Annotated in this window: 15 protein-coding genes, 2 tRNA genes and 1 CRISPR repeat array; of the genes, 10 read left to right on the top strand and 7 right to left on the bottom strand. The window is 27.1% G+C overall.

From position 1 onward, the window contains the following. Window positions 1-138: 138 nt before the first annotated feature. Window positions 139-639: a GNAT family N-acetyltransferase gene (locus ACFIJ5_RS12490; protein WP_379807498.1), complete on the bottom strand. Its 501-nt coding sequence runs from the start codon at window positions 637-639 to the stop codon at window positions 139-141. An 80-nt stretch (window positions 640-719) separates the two neighbouring features. Between ACFIJ5_RS12490 and ACFIJ5_RS12485 the strand changes: the two genes are divergently transcribed. Next, entirely contained in the window at window positions 720-1,922 is a 1,203-nt protein-coding gene (locus ACFIJ5_RS12485; protein ID WP_379807496.1) for a metallophosphoesterase family protein, read from the top strand. A 13-nt stretch (window positions 1,923-1,935) separates the two neighbouring features. Here ACFIJ5_RS12485 and ACFIJ5_RS12480 read toward each other — a convergent pair whose 3' ends face one another. Then, the gene (locus ACFIJ5_RS12480) at window positions 1,936-2,259 is read right to left on the bottom strand and encodes a hypothetical protein (protein ID WP_379807494.1); all 324 of its coding nucleotides are present in this window, start codon (window positions 2,257-2,259) and stop codon (window positions 1,936-1,938) included. A gap of 165 nt (window positions 2,260-2,424) precedes the next feature. Between ACFIJ5_RS12480 and ACFIJ5_RS12475 the strand changes: the two genes are divergently transcribed. Beyond that, window positions 2,425-2,619, top strand: a complete 195-nt coding sequence (locus ACFIJ5_RS12475; RefSeq protein WP_379807492.1) for a peptidoglycan-binding domain-containing protein — start codon at window positions 2,425-2,427, stop codon at window positions 2,617-2,619. Window positions 2,620-2,801: 182 nt separating this feature from the next. Beyond that, window positions 2,802-3,497: a CRISPR direct-repeat array (repeat unit 30 nt; unit sequence GTTTCAATTCCTCATAGGTAGTCTAAAAAC). Between the two features lie 719 nt (window positions 3,498-4,216). Here ACFIJ5_RS12475 and ACFIJ5_RS12470 read toward each other — a convergent pair. Next, the gene (locus ACFIJ5_RS12470) at window positions 4,217-6,121 is read right to left on the bottom strand and encodes a UvrD-helicase domain-containing protein (RefSeq protein ID WP_379807490.1); all 1,905 of its coding nucleotides are present in this window, start codon (window positions 6,119-6,121) and stop codon (window positions 4,217-4,219) included. Then, a complete protein-coding gene (locus ACFIJ5_RS12465; RefSeq protein ID WP_379807488.1) occupies window positions 6,106-8,322 on the bottom strand; it encodes an AAA family ATPase in 2,217 nt (738 codons plus the stop codon). Before ACFIJ5_RS12465 ends, ACFIJ5_RS12470 begins: the two co-directional genes overlap by 16 nt. Before the next feature lie 1,874 nt (window positions 8,323-10,196). On the opposite strand from ACFIJ5_RS12465, the gene ACFIJ5_RS12460 reads away from it, so the two are divergent. Further along, window positions 10,197-10,526, top strand: a complete 330-nt coding sequence (locus tag ACFIJ5_RS12460; RefSeq protein WP_404660565.1) for a hypothetical protein — start codon at window positions 10,197-10,199, stop codon at window positions 10,524-10,526. A 157-nt stretch (window positions 10,527-10,683) separates the two neighbouring features. Continuing rightward, the gene (locus tag ACFIJ5_RS12455; RefSeq protein WP_379807484.1) at window positions 10,684-11,358 is read left to right on the top strand and encodes a class I SAM-dependent methyltransferase; all 675 of its coding nucleotides are present in this window, start codon (window positions 10,684-10,686) and stop codon (window positions 11,356-11,358) included. A gap of 337 nt (window positions 11,359-11,695) precedes the next feature. Here the strand turns inward: ACFIJ5_RS12455 and ACFIJ5_RS12450 are convergent. Then, window positions 11,696-11,782 (bottom strand) — tRNA-Leu (locus tag ACFIJ5_RS12450). A gap of 552 nt (window positions 11,783-12,334) precedes the next feature. Between ACFIJ5_RS12450 and glsA the strand changes: the two genes are divergently transcribed. The 6 genes from glsA to ACFIJ5_RS12420 all read left to right on the top strand — a co-directional run bounded on the left by glsA (window position 12,335) and on the right by ACFIJ5_RS12420 (window position 18,887). Beyond that, window positions 12,335-13,252: a glutaminase A gene (gene glsA, locus ACFIJ5_RS12445; RefSeq protein ID WP_379807482.1), complete on the top strand. Its 918-nt coding sequence runs from the start codon at window positions 12,335-12,337 to the stop codon at window positions 13,250-13,252. 326 nt (window positions 13,253-13,578) lie between these two features. Continuing rightward, window positions 13,579-14,700 (top strand): YibE/F family protein, encoded by a 1,122-nt coding sequence (locus tag ACFIJ5_RS12440; protein WP_379807480.1) that lies wholly within the window; start codon window positions 13,579-13,581, stop codon window positions 14,698-14,700. Between the two features lie 120 nt (window positions 14,701-14,820). Continuing rightward, the gene (gene polA, locus ACFIJ5_RS12435) at window positions 14,821-17,439 is read left to right on the top strand and encodes a DNA polymerase I (RefSeq protein ID WP_379807478.1); all 2,619 of its coding nucleotides are present in this window, start codon (window positions 14,821-14,823) and stop codon (window positions 17,437-17,439) included. Between the two features lie 18 nt (window positions 17,440-17,457). Next, window positions 17,458-18,060: a dephospho-CoA kinase gene (coaE, locus tag ACFIJ5_RS12430; protein ID WP_379807476.1), complete on the top strand. Its 603-nt coding sequence runs from the start codon at window positions 17,458-17,460 to the stop codon at window positions 18,058-18,060. Between the two features lies 1 nt (window position 18,061). Continuing rightward, on the top strand, window positions 18,062-18,670 hold the full coding sequence (locus ACFIJ5_RS12425) for a lytic transglycosylase domain-containing protein (protein ID WP_379807474.1): 609 nt from the start codon (window positions 18,062-18,064) through the stop codon (window positions 18,668-18,670). Between the two features lie 132 nt (window positions 18,671-18,802). Beyond that, window positions 18,803-18,887, top strand: a tRNA-Leu gene (locus ACFIJ5_RS12420). Between the two features lie 68 nt (window positions 18,888-18,955). Here ACFIJ5_RS12420 and ACFIJ5_RS12415 read toward each other — a convergent pair. Both ACFIJ5_RS12415 and ACFIJ5_RS12410 read right to left on the bottom strand, forming a co-directional pair. Further along, window positions 18,956-20,404 (bottom strand): DUF4179 domain-containing protein, encoded by a 1,449-nt coding sequence (locus ACFIJ5_RS12415; RefSeq protein ID WP_379807472.1) that lies wholly within the window; start codon window positions 20,402-20,404, stop codon window positions 18,956-18,958. A 2-nt stretch (window positions 20,405-20,406) separates the two neighbouring features. Continuing rightward, entirely contained in the window at window positions 20,407-20,967 is a 561-nt protein-coding gene (locus ACFIJ5_RS12410; RefSeq protein ID WP_379807470.1) for a sigma-70 family RNA polymerase sigma factor, read from the bottom strand. Window positions 20,968-21,088: the final 121 nt, after the last annotated feature.

Below are 21,088 nucleotides of genomic sequence, written 5' to 3'. Positions count from 1 at the left end.
GCTACACTCAAACAATGAGTTTTTCTTAACGCAAAGTTAATTTTTTAGAGCAAGAATTACTAATTATTTGTTAAAATGGTTTTTACGCAAAATATCATTTATCTACGTAAAGTTAATTTTATTTTGTCAAAGTTAAATTTATAGTAAATTTAGTTCATAAGATCTTCTTTTATCGTTTCTGCTTACTTCAATAAATCCCATTGAGGTAAATAAATTTTGTGATCGGTTATTGTATAAATAAATTTCTGGTATATAGATTTTACTTAATCCAATAGATTTTGCTCTTTCTATAAGTTTTCTTATAACTTTTTTCCCGATTCCTTTACCCCAGTATTTTTCATCTCCAATTGCTATGGGCATATTTTCTTCAGATAATGTTACATCACCAATCGGTTTCCAAACGCTATTTTCAAATATTTCGATAAAATATAACTCTCCAATGCTGCTTAAATATTTATACATCCTATTAATTATATCCATATCATATACCTTATCAGTAACACCTTCGGAATAGTATAATACTTTTGGATTTTGATACCAAGGTAATGCTATTTTCCATTCAATTTTATCTGGTTTCCTTAATCGTAGATTTTCATTTATAGAAATAATTTGTGGTTGGATAATGTTTTTAAAAGCCATGATATTGCCTCCTTATTTATGTTATTATTTTATATTATATAGAATTTTTATATGAATAAATATAGAAAGAAGGCAAAGATGTGGAGAGTTTTGAGAATATAATAAAATATATAAAAAAAATTAAAGAGAAATTAAATAATAATATTTATTGTACAGGAGCTGAATTAGAAAAGGATTTTTACAAGATTAACAAACTAATAGGGATAGGAACAAATGACGTAGAATATAAAAATTTAAATACTTTATTTAAAGTACAAGAATTTTTGATTAATGAGGTATGTGAAATTCATAAAAATGAGAATGATTTAGTTAATAAAAAATTGCTTAGTAAAAATATAAATATAAAGAAAATAAACAAGCATATTAATGATGCTAAAAGAGCTTTTGATATATATTGTTTTAATGATAGTAATTATGATTATGTATTTATAGGAGATTTACATTCAGATACTATAAGTTTGAAAAGAATACTTTCTACTTGCAAGTTTTTTGACAATGTTAGTAAACATAAAAAACAAAGACTTATATTTTTAGGTGATTATGTAGATAGAGGTAAGGCTCATATCAAAACATTAGAATTTATATTAGCATTAAAGTTTATTTTTCCTGAACAGATATATTTATTAAAGGGAAATCATGATGATGGAACTATGATTGATAATCAAATTAAATTATGTGTTAAAAAGGAAGATGATGAGAAAAATGAAGATTATTTTCTTTTGTATTTAAATGATATTTTGAACAATGATAATACATTAAGAGAGCATATAATAAGTTTATATTTAAAATTTTTTAATAGTTTATGTAATATTGTGTTTGTAAATAATAAGATGTTGACTTTACTAGTTGTACATGGAGGAATTCCTAGACCTAAATTAGATAATACTCAATATTATAATTATGTTACTAGTATATCTGATCTTACAAATGATGAGATAAAAGATAATATAAATAAAACTATAAAAAATAATATGTGTTGGAGTGATCCTTGTGATACTAAAGAAAATCTTAGAGAAAATTCCGGAAGATTTAAATTTACTATAGAGCATTTTAATCAATTTCAGAGTAAAATAAAATTTGATTTATTGATAAGAGGGCATGAAGCAGAAAAGAAAGGATATAAGAAATTTTTTAATGATAGGTTAATAACTCTTTTTTCAAGCGGCATTATTTTAAAGAATGACATTAATATAAATAATGAGACTGCATATAGTGAGATTAATCCTAAAATTATTAAATTCAATAAAAGTGGACAGATAGTTTTGTTAGATTTAAATAATTAATTTATCTAAATTCTTAAAAACACATTGGAACTTCTTTGTTTTCCAATGTGTTAATGTGTTTTTGAACGGCATCTAGAGCATTTTTTAAAAATTTTTCACCAAAGTCTTTCCTGATACTTTCTAATAAAAACCTGTTTGTATCATTATTAAATGCTCTTTTATATTCTTCTCCATCCATCATAGCTAGAAATATAGTGATAAAAATATTTGCTGATCCTTCATTCATACCTGTAGTTTTATTTATTTCAATTTTTCCTTGAGATTGAGTTAATTGTCCTAAGTATACTTTTTTTGCAATTTCATAAGCAACTTTACTCATTTCCATTGTTATCTTCATACATATTCCTCCCATATATTCTTTTTGGTTAAACATATTTTTGTTTTTAGACTAATATGTATATAAGTATTATGAAATTAAGTTTTATATTAATATAATTTACAAAGCTTTGTAAATTAGTGGTATTATGTTTTATTTAAATTATATTCAACATGTAGCTTCAAAATGCTGCAGAAAGACTATAATGTTAAGTTGATTCAGGAAAAATTGATTTCAAAAGGATACAGTGTAGGAGCCTGTGGAGCGGATGGATACTTTGGAAAAGGAACTCACCATGCAGTTATTAATTTTCAGGCCAAGAATGGTCTTATGGTGGATGGAATTGTAGGACCGTATACCTGGGATAAAATAATGAATTAGATTAAATAAAAAAATCAGTAGTTTGAGATATAACTACTGATTTTTTTATTCCAAATTTTTATATGTAATTCCAAAATACAGGATTTCTAGTACTTCAGAGAATAATTCATTAAAAATAGAGTTGCTCAAATACATTTCCAAAACACAAGAGTTTTAAACTTTCTCGAAGTTTAAACAAGCATAATTCAACTCCTCATAGGTAATCTAAAAACAATGATTTGCCTTTTACAGATATATGGATAGAATAGTTTCAATTCCTTATAGGTAATCTAAAAATGTTAAGATAACATAATATGTTATAAAGTTCTTAAAAAGTTTCAATTCCTCATAGGTAGTCTAAAAACTTGTCAGCTATGACAGGAGCTTATAATTTTACATATGAGTTTCAATTCCTCATAGGTAGTCTAAAAACACAAGCAAAGGGAAAGTTAGGTATTGTAAGTTTAGGTTTCAATTTCTCATAGGTAGTCTAAAAACAATATGAGTAATACAAAAATAATTTTACGTTTAATTCGTTTCAATTCCTCATAGGTAGTCTAAAAACTGATTGACACTTATATGATTAAAGTTAGATTAGACTTGTTTCAATTCCTCATAGGTAGTCTAAAAACGAAGCCTACTGGAAGTCAATGCACTAGATTTTATTTAGTTTCAATTCCTCATAGGTAGTCTAAAAACCCAGCAAGTGACCAGCAAGTGACCACAAACAAGAATGGTTTCAATTCCTCATAGGTAGTCTAAAAACTTATGAGCAACATTTTATAAGAAATTCAAAATGGAGTTTCAATTCCTCATAGGTAGTCTAAAAACTGGGATAGCTTTAAAAATGTTATATGGACCATTGGATTGTTTCAATTCCTCATAGGTAGTCTAAAAACCCGTCTGATATGCATTATAGCACATTTTGTAAAAATGTTCAATTGTTAACAAATTGTAAATAAAATACAAAAATCTAGGATTTATGCGGTCTAGCAGATTCGTCGATGTCCCAGGATTTTTACGCTATTGAGGGTCGACGAAAAAGAAAATGATTTGTAAATGAGAATTTTATAGATCTTCTAGAGCAAATTATAGGAAATCCAATTAAGAAGGTTTTAATCTACCAAAAAGAGGACAAGTCCGATGAATTAAATGAGGTATTTGATTATCTTGTATATAATAGTGATTGGCCTGTTGAAAGAAATAATTCTTCTTATATTAAGGTTGGATTGACCCAGAATAAGAGAAGGCTTGCGGTAATAAATACAAAGTGGTCTTGTGATTATAGGGTTGTGGTTTTTGTGTAGGAGAAATAGGGGATAGAGAACAGAGAGATTTTAAAATTATTTTAGATATTTTTTATAAAAAGTAAGACTGGAAAACACATTGGAACCTTTTTTTATTTTCCAATGTGTTTTCCAGTGAGTAAAATAAATTAAAGTGAATTGATAATGTTTAATTTTTTATTTGTATTATATGGATAATGAGAAGCTTAGAATTCTTTAAGATATAGTATATAATGAGTAGAATAAACTGTTACAATCACTTTAACTAATGTGGATTATATTATTCAAGTAAATATTATTTTTCTTTTTGGAAAATTAGCTATCTTTTTATTTTACACACTAAAACCAACATTTTTAAGTTTTTCTCTAAACTCACCTTCATACTCAGTAATTTTGTCTTCATCGACAATAACTGTTAAGTTTTTTCGTGCTCTTGAGCACCCTACATAAAATAATTTATAAGCACTTAAAACACTTCTTACAGTATTATCTTTAAAAAGTTTGTCAGCATTTTTCTTAATAGGATGTTTGAGATAAGCGTTATATATATCTTTACACAAGATGTTGAAAATTTTATTAGAATCAAATTCTCTAATTATTTCATTGCTCTTTGTAATTAGATATTCTTTATCTTTATTTATACAATTTACTTTCTTTATAAAATCAAAATATTTAAAATAAAATTCTTCAAACTCATCAAGAGAAAAATTTACCTTAGTCCATACTTTGAAAAAATCATACATATAAATTCTTGGATTATTTCTTTTACTATCTTCAGCTACAAATACAACTGAATCATGACTTTCCCCTTTTACTCCATGCTGTGTTGATACATTAGGATTTGCATTACTGTTTTCTAGGTTAACAAGCTCACACACAGGTACATTTATAACTTTAGAATATGTGTTGTTAGCATTTATTGTATCTATAAATCTTTCTTCTAACAAATTTTTACTATTCATTAAATTTATTAATTGTCCTATTGTAATATCTTTATTATTAAACTGCTCAAAAATTTCTTTCCATAAATCATATAAATTTTTTTTATCTTCTACTGACCTCAAAATTACGCTCTGTATATTAAATATTTTTTTATTATCCCTACATTTTTTCAAAAAAGAACCAAAAGTTTTCCTTTGCCAAAAATCATTTATCTTATACATTATTATCATAAATTTTAATAAATCATCTTGATTATCTTTCTCATCACCATTAAGTAAAATTTCAGTTGCAGAAATTTTCTTACCAAAACCATACTTGTCAATATTACTAAACGCCTTAAATAAATTACCAGCACCTATTTGCGCAAATCTTTCTCTATTAAAAATATATAATACAAGTGTTTTTGAATCTTGATTAATAATTTTCTTTATTATCTTACCAAATTCAGTGGACTTGGCTATAATTATTCTCGGTTCAAAATCAGGCTGAATATTTTCAAGTTTATTAAAATGTCCTTGATCTAGTTTCATATTATTATATATTTTATTCAAAATGTCCACAATAACTGGAATTGATCTATGATTAATTATTTTTCTATCGTCTTGCTTTATAGATACAAGCTTATAATTTAATTCACTATTATATAATTTATATATTTGCTGCATTTTATCACCATATAAATATAATTTTATTTCTGTGTTCTTTACAGCATTAAAAAATATATTAAATACCTCAGATGAAGTATCTTGATATTCATCAATAATAATTACTTTAAATCTTTTATTTATTTTTCCATAAAGTTTTGGATATCTTTCTAATACTTTGTATGTAAATGATAGTAAATCATCATGACTTAAACCTCCATAGTATAAAGAATTAAATTGAGTTTTATTATATGAAATAGCCCTTACATTACTCTTTATAATATCAAGATTAATTTCTCCAAATCTTTTTTTATATTTATTATTACTTTGTTGCTTTTGGGGATTATTTATTCTTCTAAGAATATCATCAGCATATATTTCAAAATATAAATCAATAATTTCCTGTTTACCAAATAAAGAACTTATCATATCATTTATATAAGAATGAATTGTACTTATATATACATTAGGAGAATCTATTCCTTTTAGTAGTTCATCTGCAGCTCTATTTGTATATGTAATGCATAATATTTTATTTTGTGGATTTTTAATGGTATATTCTCTTATCTCAGATTTAATCCTATATGTCTTTCCACTACCAGCAGGTGCATTAACTACCACAATGTTATCATAGCTCAGTTCATTAGCCATTCAAGTCCCTCCCTTATATAATCTGGCAACATTTCTTCAGCATGTCTATTTAAAATAACTGAATACATAAAATCAGTTTTAGCATCGGAGGTTGAATTGAGTATATCAACTAAACTAAATTCACTATCATCTTCTTTTTCTTTTGTTCCATCTTTCATCTTATTGCCAGGTATAGAATATTTCAAACCAGAATTCCCCTTTTTATCTTTCCAATCACTCCTTTTTAATAATTCATATCCTGACATACCAAATTTTTTACTAAGCATTGCAGCCTCCAAAGTTCGTGTATATTTTTCTTTGTCTGTTTGAAATGCTAAATATATTAAATCCTTTTTTTCCTCTGATTCATCTAATGCTTTTATATTTACTTTTAAAACAATATGATTAATTGCATTTATCCAACTATATAAATCTTTTATTTTTACTTTGAAATCTTTAGGCTTAGCGTTGTCTTCGTTATTAAAATTATTTATATCATAAAATCTCTTAATAGTTATATTAGTTGTGGTAGCAGATAATATTGTAGTCTTACTACTTGCACCTTTTTCATAGTCTATATCTGTTATAATTAGTGACTTAATCTTCAAAAATTCTAATAATGGTTTAAAATTATAAGCATATGCACCTCCAACTTGAATATATGCTATATATTTCTGTTGTAAATTCTTAAATTTAGGAAGATTTAATATTTTTTTTAAATAGAGCCTTTCCGTATCACCTTCAAATAGAATTACAACATCCGCAAAAATAATCTCAGATATACCTATATCTTCATAAAATGTTTTGTAATCTTCAATCAAGTTTATATCATATTCATCGGAATTTTTAGGTATCTCTATATTGTTAATAAATAATGATAAATTATAAATTTTACTATTAAACAAAGTTTCTTCTCTAATAACACGAAGCCTTTCTATGCTAGAGCCTCTTACGATTTCCGATGAATGAGTTGTAATTAAACCTTGTAATTGTTCTTTATCATATTGCTCTAATAGCTTATTCGCAAAAACATATTGCATCTGAGGATGCATATGAGATTCAGGTTCTTCAATTACTAAAAAGTTAACCTTTAATAAGTCTTTTGACTTAATATAATCTTCAATTTGTGTATGCATATATATAAGATTACTGTATCCAAGACCTTGAGACGTTTCATTTAAATTATAATTACAATCAACAATTTTCCCTGATATCAAATATTTTGCATTAGTAGTATTTTGTATAAGATCTTGAATATGTTCTTCAGAAACATCTAAATTTAAACATAATTTTCCCGTATGTCCACCATTAGTTTGCGTGATTGATTCTATTGTACTGTTTAAAGCAGTAGTTGACACGCCTTCTATTTTTGACTTGATTTTAGAATCATCCAATGTATCTAAAACTCTATCTGGCAATTTACTTATTTCCGTTTTCCACATATCGTCCTTACTTGCTAATTTTATTAAAGTATTACTAAGTAAGTGTTTATCTTTTTCCAATGAGTCATTAAGTGGTCTTGCAGCTTCTATATATTTGAAATTAAATAAATTTTTAAATTCTTGAATGCTTTCAATCTCTGATAATATTTCATATTTTTCATCAGTAAAATAACATTTACTATTAAGGCTATTACAATATATATCTAACATGATTTCAATTATAGATAGTTGTTTGCTATTATTTTCATTTTTCTTCAATCTACTATATACTTTATTCCAATTATCTTTAATCCCCTTTTTAAATAAATTTCTATTTAAAATTATTTTATAAATAAAATAAAAGGAGTTATGTGAATCATCAAGATCCATTATATAGTTTGCAAAATTTGATATATCATCACTATCTGTATAATTTACTTGTAGTTTTATAATCAATTCTGGCAGAATAACACTTTGGTTTAATTCTGATTCATTTTCAATAGGAAACATCTTATCAGTTAATTCCTTAATCAGTTCATCTTCTGTTTTGCTTTGCTTATTATCATATAATGATTTTAAAATATCATAGATTTTATTTGACCATATATATTTATCATAAGCATTGTAGTCATCTTTTGAAAATGCAAAACTTTTTTCTAATAACATTCTTTTTAAAAGTAAAATAAAAGAAGTTTTACCACTATTATTAGGGCCTGCTAATATAGTTGTATTTTTCTGCAATTCTAATTCAACATCTTTAAGTTGCCTAAAATTTTGAATTCTAATTTTTTTAATATACATATTATGATCCTCCAAAACTTAATCCTCTTACTTCTTTGCTATGTTATGAGATTTGAATTATGATTCTTATACTTATTTTGATGAACTTCTACTTATTGATATAACTACAAAAACTCTAAACTTTAATCTCTATAAAATTATTTTCTAGTCTTATAATTTAGCAATGACTTTATTATAAAAAATTCGCTTAGTTCATAATAACCATTTTTCACCTCACACTTCAAATCTTTCATCCTAATAAAATTCGATTTAAACACTGCCCATTATAGACATTAGCTACACAGTAATTATTGTATTTATAAAAATATTTAATAAGTGAAATAATTACTAAATAATATAAAATATACCACATAAGGATATTATAATATAGAATAAGACAAGCTTCAAATTTGTTATATTGATCATTAGGGCATAAAAAGTGATATATAAAATAATATTTTAATATAAGAATTACTAGGATTTTATAAGTTTCAATATATAAGTGTGAATATAAAACTCAATTTATTTTTTATAAAAAATAACACTGGTAATAATATTGGAAATTTAAAAAAGGTTCCAATGTTATTACCAGTAATTTAAATGAATTTATTATGTGTTAAGGTACAATTTAAGCCAACAGCTGTTTTGTATGATTTATCAAGGTGAAATTTGACAAGCTTAAACTTTACTCTCACAGGTATTCCTTACGAGTAGTAAACTTTAAGTTGTGTCCAATTTTTTTGATTTTATATCCCTGCCCCCTAAAAGGGGAAACTGTGGTATCCCTATGTGGTCAAGGAAGTTTTGGACAACCTTCTTTGCTGAGGGTCGCCGCCAATGTATCTTTTATAAAAATAAAAGCTTGTACAAAGGTTATTATTTTACCAAAAGTAGCAGCCAAGAAACTTGTCCAAAACAGTTAATCCGCAAAGCGTAATGTGGTATTCCTTTGGAGTCAATCGGGTGGACTAGCCTTTAACAAGGCAGGCCCACCCGCTGTTACCATTTATAAAAGCTTATCCTTAAGTAGATGCCAGGACCAATATAAAAGAGAGTAGTATTATTACAACATATATTGATAGTGTACTATATATTAAATTACAGATTACAAAAACATAATTATAAGAAAAGTAAGATGTATATACTTCATATAGTGGTATACCTAGTATGGCATTTAGTAGAGATACATATTATATGGGAAATAGAAGAGGGGTTTTAAGAAATTCAGAATAGAGAAGTTCACAAACGCTAACCATTTTTGTGGTGAAATTGCGTCTTTAGGTTCAGATTAAATTAAAAAGTTTTTAAGCCGCAATTTCAATAAAAAGATAATGAAATGAATTTTATTTTGTCACGATTAGTTTTGAAGTGTGTTATTTTTTGGAGGATATTTTCAATAAAAAAAGCAGTTTGAATAATTTATTCAAACTGCTTTTGCTAGTGAATTCATTGGTGCAGAAGACGGGAGTCAAACCCGTAGGGTATTACTACCACAGAATTTTGAGTCCGTAACACCAATTTGTATCTTTCAAACGCTGTATTTAAGCGACTTTTCCATTTATGATTTGCTTCAGATAAACTGGATTTATCAGAAAATTGACTTTTGAATTAACTGAAATCCATTGCTATTATAATATCTTATTTTTGTGGTTTTATGCAAGTGTTTTCTTGGGGTTCATTCCACTGCATATATTGTGAATAGGTAAACTATATCCCAATACACCCCCAGTCCCCCATACATACCCCTTTAATAAATGGAAATTTGTTTATCAGCTGATTTTTGATTTTATAATGTTCCATTTGCATCTCTAGTATCCTTTCTTCTTCAATAATTCGACATACATTTTTGTATAATTTTTTGTAATAGAATTTAATCAAGCTGTATATGTTTGGGGTTGGATACTTTTTTACATCAAATGCATACTGAGGATAGTTGGTTGAATGATTATGTAAATTTCTGTATAATATGGTGTGTAATTAGTCATAAGGAGGATTTTAATGGATATGTATTTATTAAAGATAGTACAAAAGAAGAATCAGACTTAATTTGGCGAGGGATAATTGAATATAATTCATCTAAGCTTACTTTGAAAGGACAGGTTCCTTTTATGCCTGTCAGTCGAGTTATGAAGGATTTAGATGATAATGTTATAGCAGGAATCAACTGTGAATTAAACAATGTTCCCATAGGCCACAAACGATATTACATGAAAAAGATTTTATAGGATGCAGCATTTTAAACTACGAATAAGTGTTCTCCTAGTTTTCTAAATATAGTTTTATCCACTTCTATTTCAACATCTTCATCATGTATAAATTGTAGTTCGAGTTGGTTTATCTATTATATAGATTAAATTTTAAATATAAGGGGGCTTATTACCGATGAAGAACAATTATTATGCACAAAAACTAAATTCACAAAACCTGTTTAAAGTGTACGAAACCAAAATTCCTAGAGTAAAACAGTATTTGGATGCGGAAATCTCTTTTGTTAGAGATAATCTAACAGGCAGTGAAAGGGTTTTGGAATTAGGTGCAGGTTATGGACGTATTGTAAAGGAATTGGCAGGTAATTGTAAATCAATTGTTGGTATTGACATTTCTGATGAAAGTGTTTCATTAAGCAAGGAATATTTGAAGGATAGTCCCAATGCAAAAATTATGACAATGGACGTAAAAAATATTACATTGGAAGAAAAGTTCGATGTAATACTTTGTCTGCAAAACGGTTTGTCTGCAATGAAGGTCACATACCCAGATTTCATTGAAAAGATTTTGGGTATGGTTGTGGGTGGTGGAAAAGTTTATTTCAGTACTTACAGTGAAAAATTTTGGGAGTATAGGCTAATATGGTTTAAAGAGCAGGCTGAGAAGGGGCTGCTGGGTGAGCTTGATTTAGATAAAACAAAGGATGGAGTTATAATTTGTAAGGACGGGTTTAAAGCAATTACGCATACTCCAAAGGATTTGAAAATCATTGGAGATTTATCAGGGTATGAATACCAAATTCAAGAGGTAGACGAGTCAAGTGTTTTTCTTATTATTCATAAAAAATAGACTGAAAAAAATGTTAATTATGAAAAAATTAATGAATATGAAGATATAAATGGATGGTCATTTTGGATTATAATTAATGATTTAGATATTGTTTTTAGAGGAACTAGAGTAGATATAAATGACGAAGTATTTGAAATAAATCGTGAAACAAGAAAAGAACTTAGGAAAATATATGAAAGTCTTAATACACCATCTCATGAATACCCATAACTGCAGCAAAACCTATATACTTTCTTACTATTGTATATGATTATGTATGGATTAGTAAAAGATTAGCAGTTTTAATATTTTTACAAAAAATAAATAAAGTTAAGAACCTCAAAGTTCTTAACTTTCATGGTGCCGAAGACGGGAGTCGAACCCGTACGGTATTACTACCACAGGATTTTGAGTCCAGCGCGTCTGCCAATTCCACCACTTCGGCGCATCCAACGAATATTATAATATCACAGAATTAATATTTTTGCAACAATAAATCAAAAAAAATTTACCAAAGCTAAGATTAGAATCTATTTATTTTTTAAATACTTTATTTAATTTTTGAAGTATAAAAATACTGTATATTATTTTTGCAGTGATTATTTTTAGCTACTTTGAACTTTTGTCCAAGTACTATACAAACCAATGAAAACGTTATACAATATTATGGGTTGTTTAAAATATTAATAAAAAAATCTACTTTTGGAATAAAAAATACTGTATAGCGAAGGGAAATGATACATTCATTTAATATCAATTAAGAATTAATAATTAAAAATGAATAATGAAGGTTAATTTTTGCTTTAGCAAAAATTTTAAATTTATATATTAGTTATTTTGCCCTAAGGCAAAATTTCCTTCATTATTAATTATTCATTATTAACTATTAATTATCTTTAAAGTGAAAGGTTTCTAAGCAAGATATTATTTCCCGTAGCGGCTGTTTTTTACCTGCGAAAGTGGAATAAAAAAATAAACTAGAATGAGGTGACTTCATATGAAAAGATTACTTGATTCAATTGTAGAAAATAATAAAAAATGGACAAGGGAAGGAAATGTTGCATCCTATATACCTGAGTTGTCCAAGGTAGACAGAGAACATATTGGAATATGTGTATCCACATTAGATGGAGAAGAGTATTGTTCAGGAAACTCGGAGTTGAAATTTACAATACAGAGTATATCAAAAATAATTACATTAATGTTAGCTATAATTGATAATGGTAAAAAGTATGTATTTTCAAGAGTAGGAATGGAACCTACAGAAGCAGCATTTAATTCTATTATAAATTTGGAGGCAAAAAATCCTCAAAAACCTATAAATCCTATGATAAATGCTGGAGCAATAGCTACAGTTTCAATGATTGCAGGAAATGATGGAAAAGAAACATTTAATAGAATTCTTAAATTTACAAGAAAAATAAGTGGAAATCCTGAAATTAATATAAATGAAGCAGTGTATAAATCAGAAAAGGAAACAGGAAATAGAAATAGGGCACTTGCTTATTTTATGAAAAGTACCGGTGTTTTAAAAGGGGATGTAGAAGAAATACTTGATGTATATTTTAAGCAGTGTTCTATGGAAGTTACCTGTGGAGACTTAGCTAGAATAGGATCTATGCTTGCAAATGATGGGGTACTGCCTTGGAATGGACAAAGAGTAGTTCCAAGAGATGTAGCTAGAATTGTAAAAACTATAATGGTGACTTGCGGTATGTATGATGCCTCAGGAGAATTTGCAGTACATATTGGTGTACCAGCTAAAAGTGGAGTAGGAGGAGGTATTCTTGCCTGCGTTACAAGAAGAATGGGAATAGGAGTTGTAGGACCTTCTTTAGATGAAAAGGGAAATAGTATAGCTGGTATGAAAGTTTTAGAAGAATTATCTAAGGAAATGGACTTAAGTATATTTTAAATAGGTATTCAATTTTTACAGTAGCAAAATACTGTCTAGCGGAGGAAAATGATATATTGCGTAAGAAACATTTGAACAAAGTTTACAAGTTCTTAGCTTTACGAATTTGAAAAAAGTTATTTTTTAATTACTGATTCCTACGGAATATTAATTAAAAAATCTTTTTTCAATATGAGTAAAGCTTAGAACTTGTTACTGAAGTGAAAGGTTTCTGAGCAAGATATCATTTTCCGCAGTGGCTAGTTTGGGTTGTAAAAGGTAAATTACTAAATTTTTATATGTAAAAATATTCCAAATATATTATAATATATTTGGAGGTGGCGTGTATGCATATAAAAATTAGGAAAGTGTTAATCGTATTATTTCTCATGTTGTTAAGTTTAAGCAATGTTAATATAGTAAGTGCTGAAAATCAAATACAAAATGATAAAATACTAAAGGGCAGAGTACTTAAAGTTATATCACAAAGTAAAGAAGAAGTTGATACAGATGATAAGAAAAACATTATACAAATTCAAAAGTTGAAAGTTGTTATAGAAGATAAAGAATACAATGGAAAAACATTAACAATTGAAAATAGAGTAGAAGCTAAAACTATGAGTAGTTATTTGTTAAAAGAAGGAGAGCAAATATTAGTATCACTAGAGCTAGATGAAAATGGTAAAGTTACTAATGCATATATGTATGAAGTAATGAGGCATAAATATTTATTATATTTGGCAGTATTTTTTGCATTAGTTTTGATAATAATAGGAGGAATGAAGGGATTTAAATCCTTAATAACATTAATTTTCACTATATTTGGAGTGTTATTTTTAATACCAAAGTTAATATTGAAAGGGTATAATCCTATATTAGTTACACTTTTAATAGCTATTGGTATTACTATATTAACATTAAATATTGTTAGTGGAATAAATAAGAAAACATTTGCTGCTATATTTGGTACAATAGGTGGACTTATAGCATCAGGAATAATTGCATTTATTGTTGGAGATTTGTGTAAACTAACTGGTGTTGGTACAGAAGAGGCTGAAATGCTTAAGTATATTCCCCAAAATGTAAACTTTGATTTTAAAGGATTATTATATGCGGGAATATTAATGGGAGCATTAGGAGCTATAATGGATGTTAGTATGTCTATTTCGTCCTCTATGTATGAAATAAGCGAAGTAAATAAAAGAATTAGTACTGGTGAATTAATGAAGGCAGGAATGAATGTGGGAAGAGATATAATGGGAACTATGTCTAATACATTAATATTAGCATATGCAGGAGCGTCATTACCCACAATAATGTTACTTTTAGCATATAAGATTCCTTTGATTCAATTTATAAATGAGGATTTAATGGTTATAGAGATATTGAGAGCGTTAGCAGGAAGTTTAGGGCTTTTATTATCAATTCCGATGACAGTTATTTTTTCAGGAATTATAAAAAATAAATAAATTGTGAAATTTGAAACTTTAACTTATTTCATAGAGCAAAATAGAATTAGATGGTATAATAATATGTGACACTGAAAAAATAGTTTTTAATAACTTAATGCTTTTGAATGGAGGAAAATAATGAATAAAGAAAAATTATTAATATTAGACGGTAATAGTTTAATGTTTAGAGCTTTTTATGCACTACCGCCTTTAACAAATTCAAAAGGTGTTAATACAAATGCGATTTATGGATTTTTAACAATGCTTTTAAAAATGAAGGAAGAAATAAAGCCTAATTATATTGTATGTACTTTTGATAAAAAAGCTCCAACATTTAGACATAAAGAATATAAAGAATATAAAGCGGGAAGAAAGAAAACTCCACCAGAGCTATTAGAACAAATGCCAATAATCAAAGATATATTAGAAAAATTTGCTATAAATATTTTTGAAATAGAAGGATTCGAAGCAGACGATTTAATAGGAACACTTTCTGTTTTTGCGGAAAATAATGATATCGAAGTTTATATTGTTACTGGTGATAGAGATGCCCTTCAACTTTCAACTGATAATGTAAAAGTTGTAATAAATAAAAAGGGTATGAGTCAGGTAGAAGTTTATGATAGAAATAGAATGATAGAGGAATTTGGAGTAACTCCTAAGCAATTTATTGATGTTAAGGGGTTAATGGGAGATAAATCTGATAATATTCCAGGAGTTCCCGGAATAGGAGAAAAAACAGCATATAAACTTATAAAACAGTATGAAAGTGTTGAAAATGTTCTTATGAATATAGACAACATAAGTGGTAAAAAATTAAAAGAAAATTTAACACAATATAGTGAACAAGCTATATTCAGTAAAAAACTTGCCACAATCATGATAGATGTACCAGTGGAAATAGATTTGGATGATATTAAGTCAAAAGAAAATTTTGATGCAGAAGGACTTAGAAAATTATTTATTGAATTAGGATTTAAATCATTTTTAGCTAACCTTCCAAAGTCAGAAGAAGAAAAGCAGAGAGAAAATATACAAGCAGAATATACTACTGTAGATAATATTGATTCTTTAAAAGAAGTAATTAAATCTGTAGAAGATAAGATTTATGTTTTATTTGAAATAGAAGATGGAAATGTATATTCAAAATGTTCTTTTGAAAAAATTTATGTTCATTGTAATAAAGATAATTATGTAATAGATACAAAAGTTTTATTAAATGAAAATAAAGATGAAACTATAAATTATTTAAAGAAAATATTTGAAGATGAAAAAATAGATAAAATTTCTCATAATGTGAAAAAAGCATATATGGTATTTAGTAAACTTGGAATTGATTTAAAAGGTATAAAAGAAGATACAGAAATTCAAGCTTATCTTATAGATTCATCAAAAGGAAAATATGAACTTAAAGATCTTTTAGAGGAATATTTATTAGTACAAATTGATGGAAATGATGATGAAAATCAAATAAAAAAAGCTGTACTTTTAGAAGATTTAAGTAAAAAACTAGATGATGAAATTGAAAGATTAAATATGCACAAACTTTTATATGATGTAGAACAGCCATTAACTAAAGTATTGGCTAGTATGGAAAGTAATGGATTTGTAATAGATAGAGATAAGTTAAATGAGCTTGGAGAAAAGTTTAGTAAAGAAATTAAAGACATGCAAAAGGAAATATATGAACTTGCAGATGAAGAATTTAATATTAATTCTCCAAAGCAGCTTGGAAAAATATTATTTGAAAAATTAGATTTACCAGTAATAAAGAAAACAAAAACAGGATATTCAACTAATGCTGCTGTACTAGAAAAACTTGAAGATAAGCATCCTATCATAAGTAAAATAGTGCTTTATAGACAACTTGCAAAGTTATTTTCAACTTATGTAGAGGGATTAAAGAATGTTATTGATGCGGATGGAAGAATACACACAAGTTTTAATCAAACTGTTACAACTACGGGTAGATTATCAAGTACAGAACCTAATCTTCAAAATATACCAATAAAATATGAAATGGGTAGAGCTATAAGAAAAGTATTTATACCAGAAGATAAGGATAGTGTAATTTTATCTGCGGATTATTCTCAAATAGAGTTAAGAGTACTTGCTCATATTGCAGATGACGAAAATATGATAAATGCATTTAAACATCACAGTGATATACATACAAAAACTGCTTCAGAGGTGTTTAAAGTACCAGTAGAAGAGGTAACATCTATTATGAGAAGCAGAGCTAAGGCAGTTAATTTTGGAATAGTTTATGGTATAAGTGATTTTAGTTTATCTAAAGATCTAAAAATTAAAAGAAAAGAAGCTAAAGAGTATATGGATACTTATTTTGAAAGATATCCTAATGTAAAAAAATATTTAGATGAAATAATAGAAAAAGCTAAAAATGAACTTTATGTTGATACTATTTTAAATAGAAGAAGATTTATTCCAGAGATAAAGTCTTCAAATAAGATGGTAAGATCATTTGGTGAAAGACTTGCTATGAATACGCCTATACAAGGAAGTGCTGCGGATATAATAAAAATTGCTATGATAAATGTAGATGAAAAATTAAATGAAAAAAATCTAAAAAGTTCACTAATACTTCAAGTTCATGATGAACTTATATTGAATGTATATAAAGATGAACTAGATGATGTAAAAGACTTAGTTAAAAAAGAAATGGAAAATGTCATTGAACTTTCAGTGCCACTAGATGTAGACATAAATATAGGGGATACATGGTATGAAGCAAAATAATAAAGTGGAGGGAGTTTAATGTTAAGAGTTGGTTTGACTGGAGGTATAGGAAGCGGCAAAAGTACTGTATCAAATCTATTTAGAGAAAAAGATGTACCAATTATAGATGCAGACATTATTGCTAGAGAGGTTTTAGATATATATCCAGAGATTAAACAAAATATTAAAAATACCTTTGGAGAAAAATTTTTCGATGAAAAAGGTAATTTAAAAAGAAGAGAATTTGGAAATTTTATTTTTAAAGATGAAATAAAGAGAAAAAAACTTGAACAAATAATAATGCCATATATAAAAAAAGAAATATTTATTAGATTTGACTCTTTTGAAAAAAAAGGAGAAAAAGTTTGTATATTGGATGCACCTACTTTAATTGAGCAAGGTATATATGTGGATATGGATAAAAATATATTAGTATGGGTAGACTTAAAAACTCAAATAAAAAGGGTTGTAGAAAGAGATAAGCTAGGACAAGCAGAGGTATTAGATAGAATAAATTCACAAATGAGTTTAGAGCAAAAGAAAAAATATGTACACTATATAATTGATAATAGTAAAGACTTATTGACAACTAGGGAACAAATAAATAAAATAATGACATCATTAGAGGAATTGAGGGGTTAAAATGAAGAAGGGTAAGTTTATTTTGATTTTATTGTTAATTATAGTTTTAGCTGTATTTCTTAATATTGAAAATATCGTAAAACATGTATATCCATATAAATATAGTCAATATATAGAGAAGTATTCACAAGAATATAATGTGGATCCTTATATGGTTGCTGCAGTTGTAAAAACTGAAAGTAATTTTAATAAGGATGCAAAATCTCATAAAGATGCAGTTGGTCTTATGCAGATTACACCTGATACAGCAAAATGGGTGGCTTCAAAGATGGGACTTAAAGACTTTAATATAGAAATGCTGTACAATCCTGAAGTTAATATAAAAATGGGATGTTGGTATATAGATAACTTGAAAAAAGAATTTAAAGATGATATGAATTTAGTATTAGCTGCATACAATGGAGGAAGAGGTAATGTAAAGAAATGGCTGCAAAGCAGTGAACATTCAAAGGATGGAAAGAATTTATACTATATTCCTTTCAAAGAAACAGATAAGTATGTAAAAAAGGTTCAGGTTAGTTATAAAATATATAAAGCTTTATATGGAAAAAATAAAGAAAGTAAGGTAAACTTATTTAAATTAGTTATACAGAACATGAAAATAAAGTAGAAATTTTTAATTCAACTTTCGCAGTTGAAAACAATCGCTGCGAAAGTTGGTTTTTAATTATTATTTTTAAATATTAAAGGGTATTGACAATTTATGTTATGGGTGTATAATATGTTACGAAATGAATAATATGCAGGAGTGGCGGAATCGGCAGACGCGCACGTTTAAGGGGCGTGTACCGTAAGGTGTACGGGTTCAAGTCCCGTTTCCTGCACCAAAATAAAAATCCCCAAAGCTTTTAACAAGCAGTGGGGATTTTTCCTTTATACAATATGCGCTTTTGTTCTATTTGTTAAGTTTTATCTTAAATTTTAAGTCATCTCGTATTTCAATATTTCCAAAATCTTCTGTGCATATACTGTATTTTTTTGTAGGGTCTAAAGCTTTAAATGAAATTGTAAATTCATAAGGTTTTTTTTCATAATTGCTAGCAAGAGGAGCTTTTACATCAACTCTTTGTCCTTTACTATCTTTTATATGAAGATCAAAAGATTGAAGGAAAGGGTCTTTACCTTCTGTAGTAAATCTTACTGTGGTTTTATTATTTTCTGTTTTTATTTCTTTTACTATAAGTTTTCCCATTTTACCTTGAGAAAGTTCTATTGGGTATACACCATCTATAGGTTTACTTACTTCTTTAGATTTTTTAGTTTTATTTGTTTTAATTGATGTTACCTTCCCATTGCTATCTATTTCTGTACCAGCAGAAGGATAGATTTTACAAGGAATAATAGTTAAATATTTTGGAACATGTTTTGAACCAATATACTCCATTTTTGTATTAAATGTAACTGGAGACTTAGAAGTATCATAACTTCCACCACCTAGACTATTTGATATAATAGGTAATCCTTTATCATCATAAACAAGCCAATAACCATATTCAGATATACAACCCCCACCTTGCTGTGGTTTTTTATTGCCTTTAAATTTCCCATTTACTGAGATATAAGTTCCTAGAGGTGAAAATACAACTTTATCTACATTTATAGTACTGTCTGGAAGTTTAACTTTAGTATTAGGTTTAAAGAAAGTACTTTTCTTATATATCTCATCTTTTGATGCAGTGAAGGCTAAGTTCCATTTTCCCTTTGTATTACCTATATTATCAATATCTAAATCAATATTTAATTTTTTAGGCATTTCTCCTAAGTCTATAATATCCATTTGCTCCATACCTACATAGGTATGGTCATTAATATAATTTCCTACAGCACTTCCTGTTGAACTAAAGGTATTGCCATTTATTTTTACAAATCTTCCTAAACCAAATACTTCTAAATCTTTGATTTTTTTGTTGCTTTTTATTGTATAGCTTATAGTTAATTTGGAATCATCAGCTATTATTTCATTTAGGGTAAATTTTATACCATTGTCTTCAATACTCTTATTTATTATTTGAGAATATTTAGCATAGTTTGCATGAATGCCCATTTTATCATTAAGTGTTTGTATCATAGAGTTTAAAATTGGAACATTTTGAGCAAAGGATGGAGAAATTGTTCCAACTCCTACTAAGCATGCTAAGCTTATAACTGCTGCTGCAGAGCTGTATTTTAGTACTTTAAATTTTCTTTTATTTTTAATTTTTTTATTTAAATTTTTCTTTAATCTTTCTTTTTCAATAGTAGATACTTCTTTATCCATGTCATCAAACTCACTTTCTTCTATCTTTATTTCGTTAAATAGCTTGTATATATCTTTTTCTTTTAGATTGAAGTTATTATTATCCATTATCATATTTCTCCTTTCAAAAGTATAAGTTTTTCTTTCAAAAATTTCCGCCCTCTTGAAAGTCTTTTATCTATTAAATTTCTATTTACACCAAAGGTTTTTGCTATGTTTTCTATTCCTTCATATAAAAAATATCTTCTTATAAATATTTCTCTATCTTCCGCTTTCATGTTGTTTATTGCGTTTAAAAGCTCTTCTTTATTTTCTTTAGATATTATCATTTTTTCTGTGTTTACATTGTCATATAATTGGTAGTCATCTATACACTCAGCAGTACTTTGTTTAAATAGTTTCCTTTTGTAGTCTATAGCTTTATATTTTGCTACAGCAGTAATCCAATATTTAAAATTGCCTTTTTCTTCATCAAAACTTTCGATATTGTTCCATACAGACCAAAATACATCATTTACACATTCCTCTACATATTGAGAGTGAAAGTTTGAATTTAAAACACTATATACAATCTTAAAAACTAGATTGCTGTAATTATCTACAACAAAATCTAAACCTTTTGCATTTTTCTTTTTTATTTGTTTTATAAAATTAGTCTCATCTATAGTCACATTTTTCCCTCCCTGAGAAGCTTCTCATAACATAATACGAAGGAACTCGTGGTTTTCTGACATCATAATTATATATTATGTTCAACTTTTATTGCAGCTTTTACTGATAAATTGAAATATA

This window comes from Haloimpatiens myeolchijeotgali (genome assembly GCF_042688525.2).
GTDB lineage: Bacteria > Bacillota > Clostridia > Clostridiales > Clostridiaceae > Haloimpatiens.
The sequence above is the reverse complement of the archived record's forward strand: the minus strand, read 5'-3'. Positions and strand labels throughout refer to the sequence as shown.

Bases quoted from the DNA above. Each gene is read 5' to 3' on its own strand.
- ACFIJ5_RS12490 (WP_379807498.1), bottom strand. From the start codon at position 639: ATGGCTTTTAAAAACATTATCCAACCACAAATTATTTCTATAAATGAA.
- ACFIJ5_RS12480 (WP_379807494.1), bottom strand. From the start codon at position 2,259: ATGAAGATAACAATGGAAATGAGTAAAGTTGCTTATGAAATTGCAAAA.
- ACFIJ5_RS12475 (WP_379807492.1), top strand. From the start codon at position 2,425: ATGCTGCAGAAAGACTATAATGTTAAGTTGATTCAGGAAAAATTGATT.
- ACFIJ5_RS12470 (WP_379807490.1), bottom strand. From the start codon at position 6,121: ATGGCTAATGAACTGAGCTATGATAACATTGTGGTAGTTAATGCACCT.
- ACFIJ5_RS12465 (WP_379807488.1), bottom strand. From the start codon at position 8,322: ATGTATATTAAAAAAATTAGAATTCAAAATTTTAGGCAACTTAAAGAT.
- ACFIJ5_RS12455 (WP_379807484.1), top strand. From the start codon at position 10,684: ATGAAGAACAATTATTATGCACAAAAACTAAATTCACAAAACCTGTTT.
- glsA (WP_379807482.1), top strand. From the start codon at position 12,335: ATGAAAAGATTACTTGATTCAATTGTAGAAAATAATAAAAAATGGACA.
- ACFIJ5_RS12440 (WP_379807480.1), top strand. From the start codon at position 13,579: ATGCATATAAAAATTAGGAAAGTGTTAATCGTATTATTTCTCATGTTG.
- polA (WP_379807478.1), top strand. From the start codon at position 14,821: ATGAATAAAGAAAAATTATTAATATTAGACGGTAATAGTTTAATGTTT.
- coaE (WP_379807476.1), top strand. From the start codon at position 17,458: ATGTTAAGAGTTGGTTTGACTGGAGGTATAGGAAGCGGCAAAAGTACT.
- ACFIJ5_RS12425 (WP_379807474.1), top strand. From the start codon at position 18,062: ATGAAGAAGGGTAAGTTTATTTTGATTTTATTGTTAATTATAGTTTTA.
- ACFIJ5_RS12415 (WP_379807472.1), bottom strand. From the start codon at position 20,404: ATGGATAATAATAACTTCAATCTAAAAGAAAAAGATATATACAAGCTA.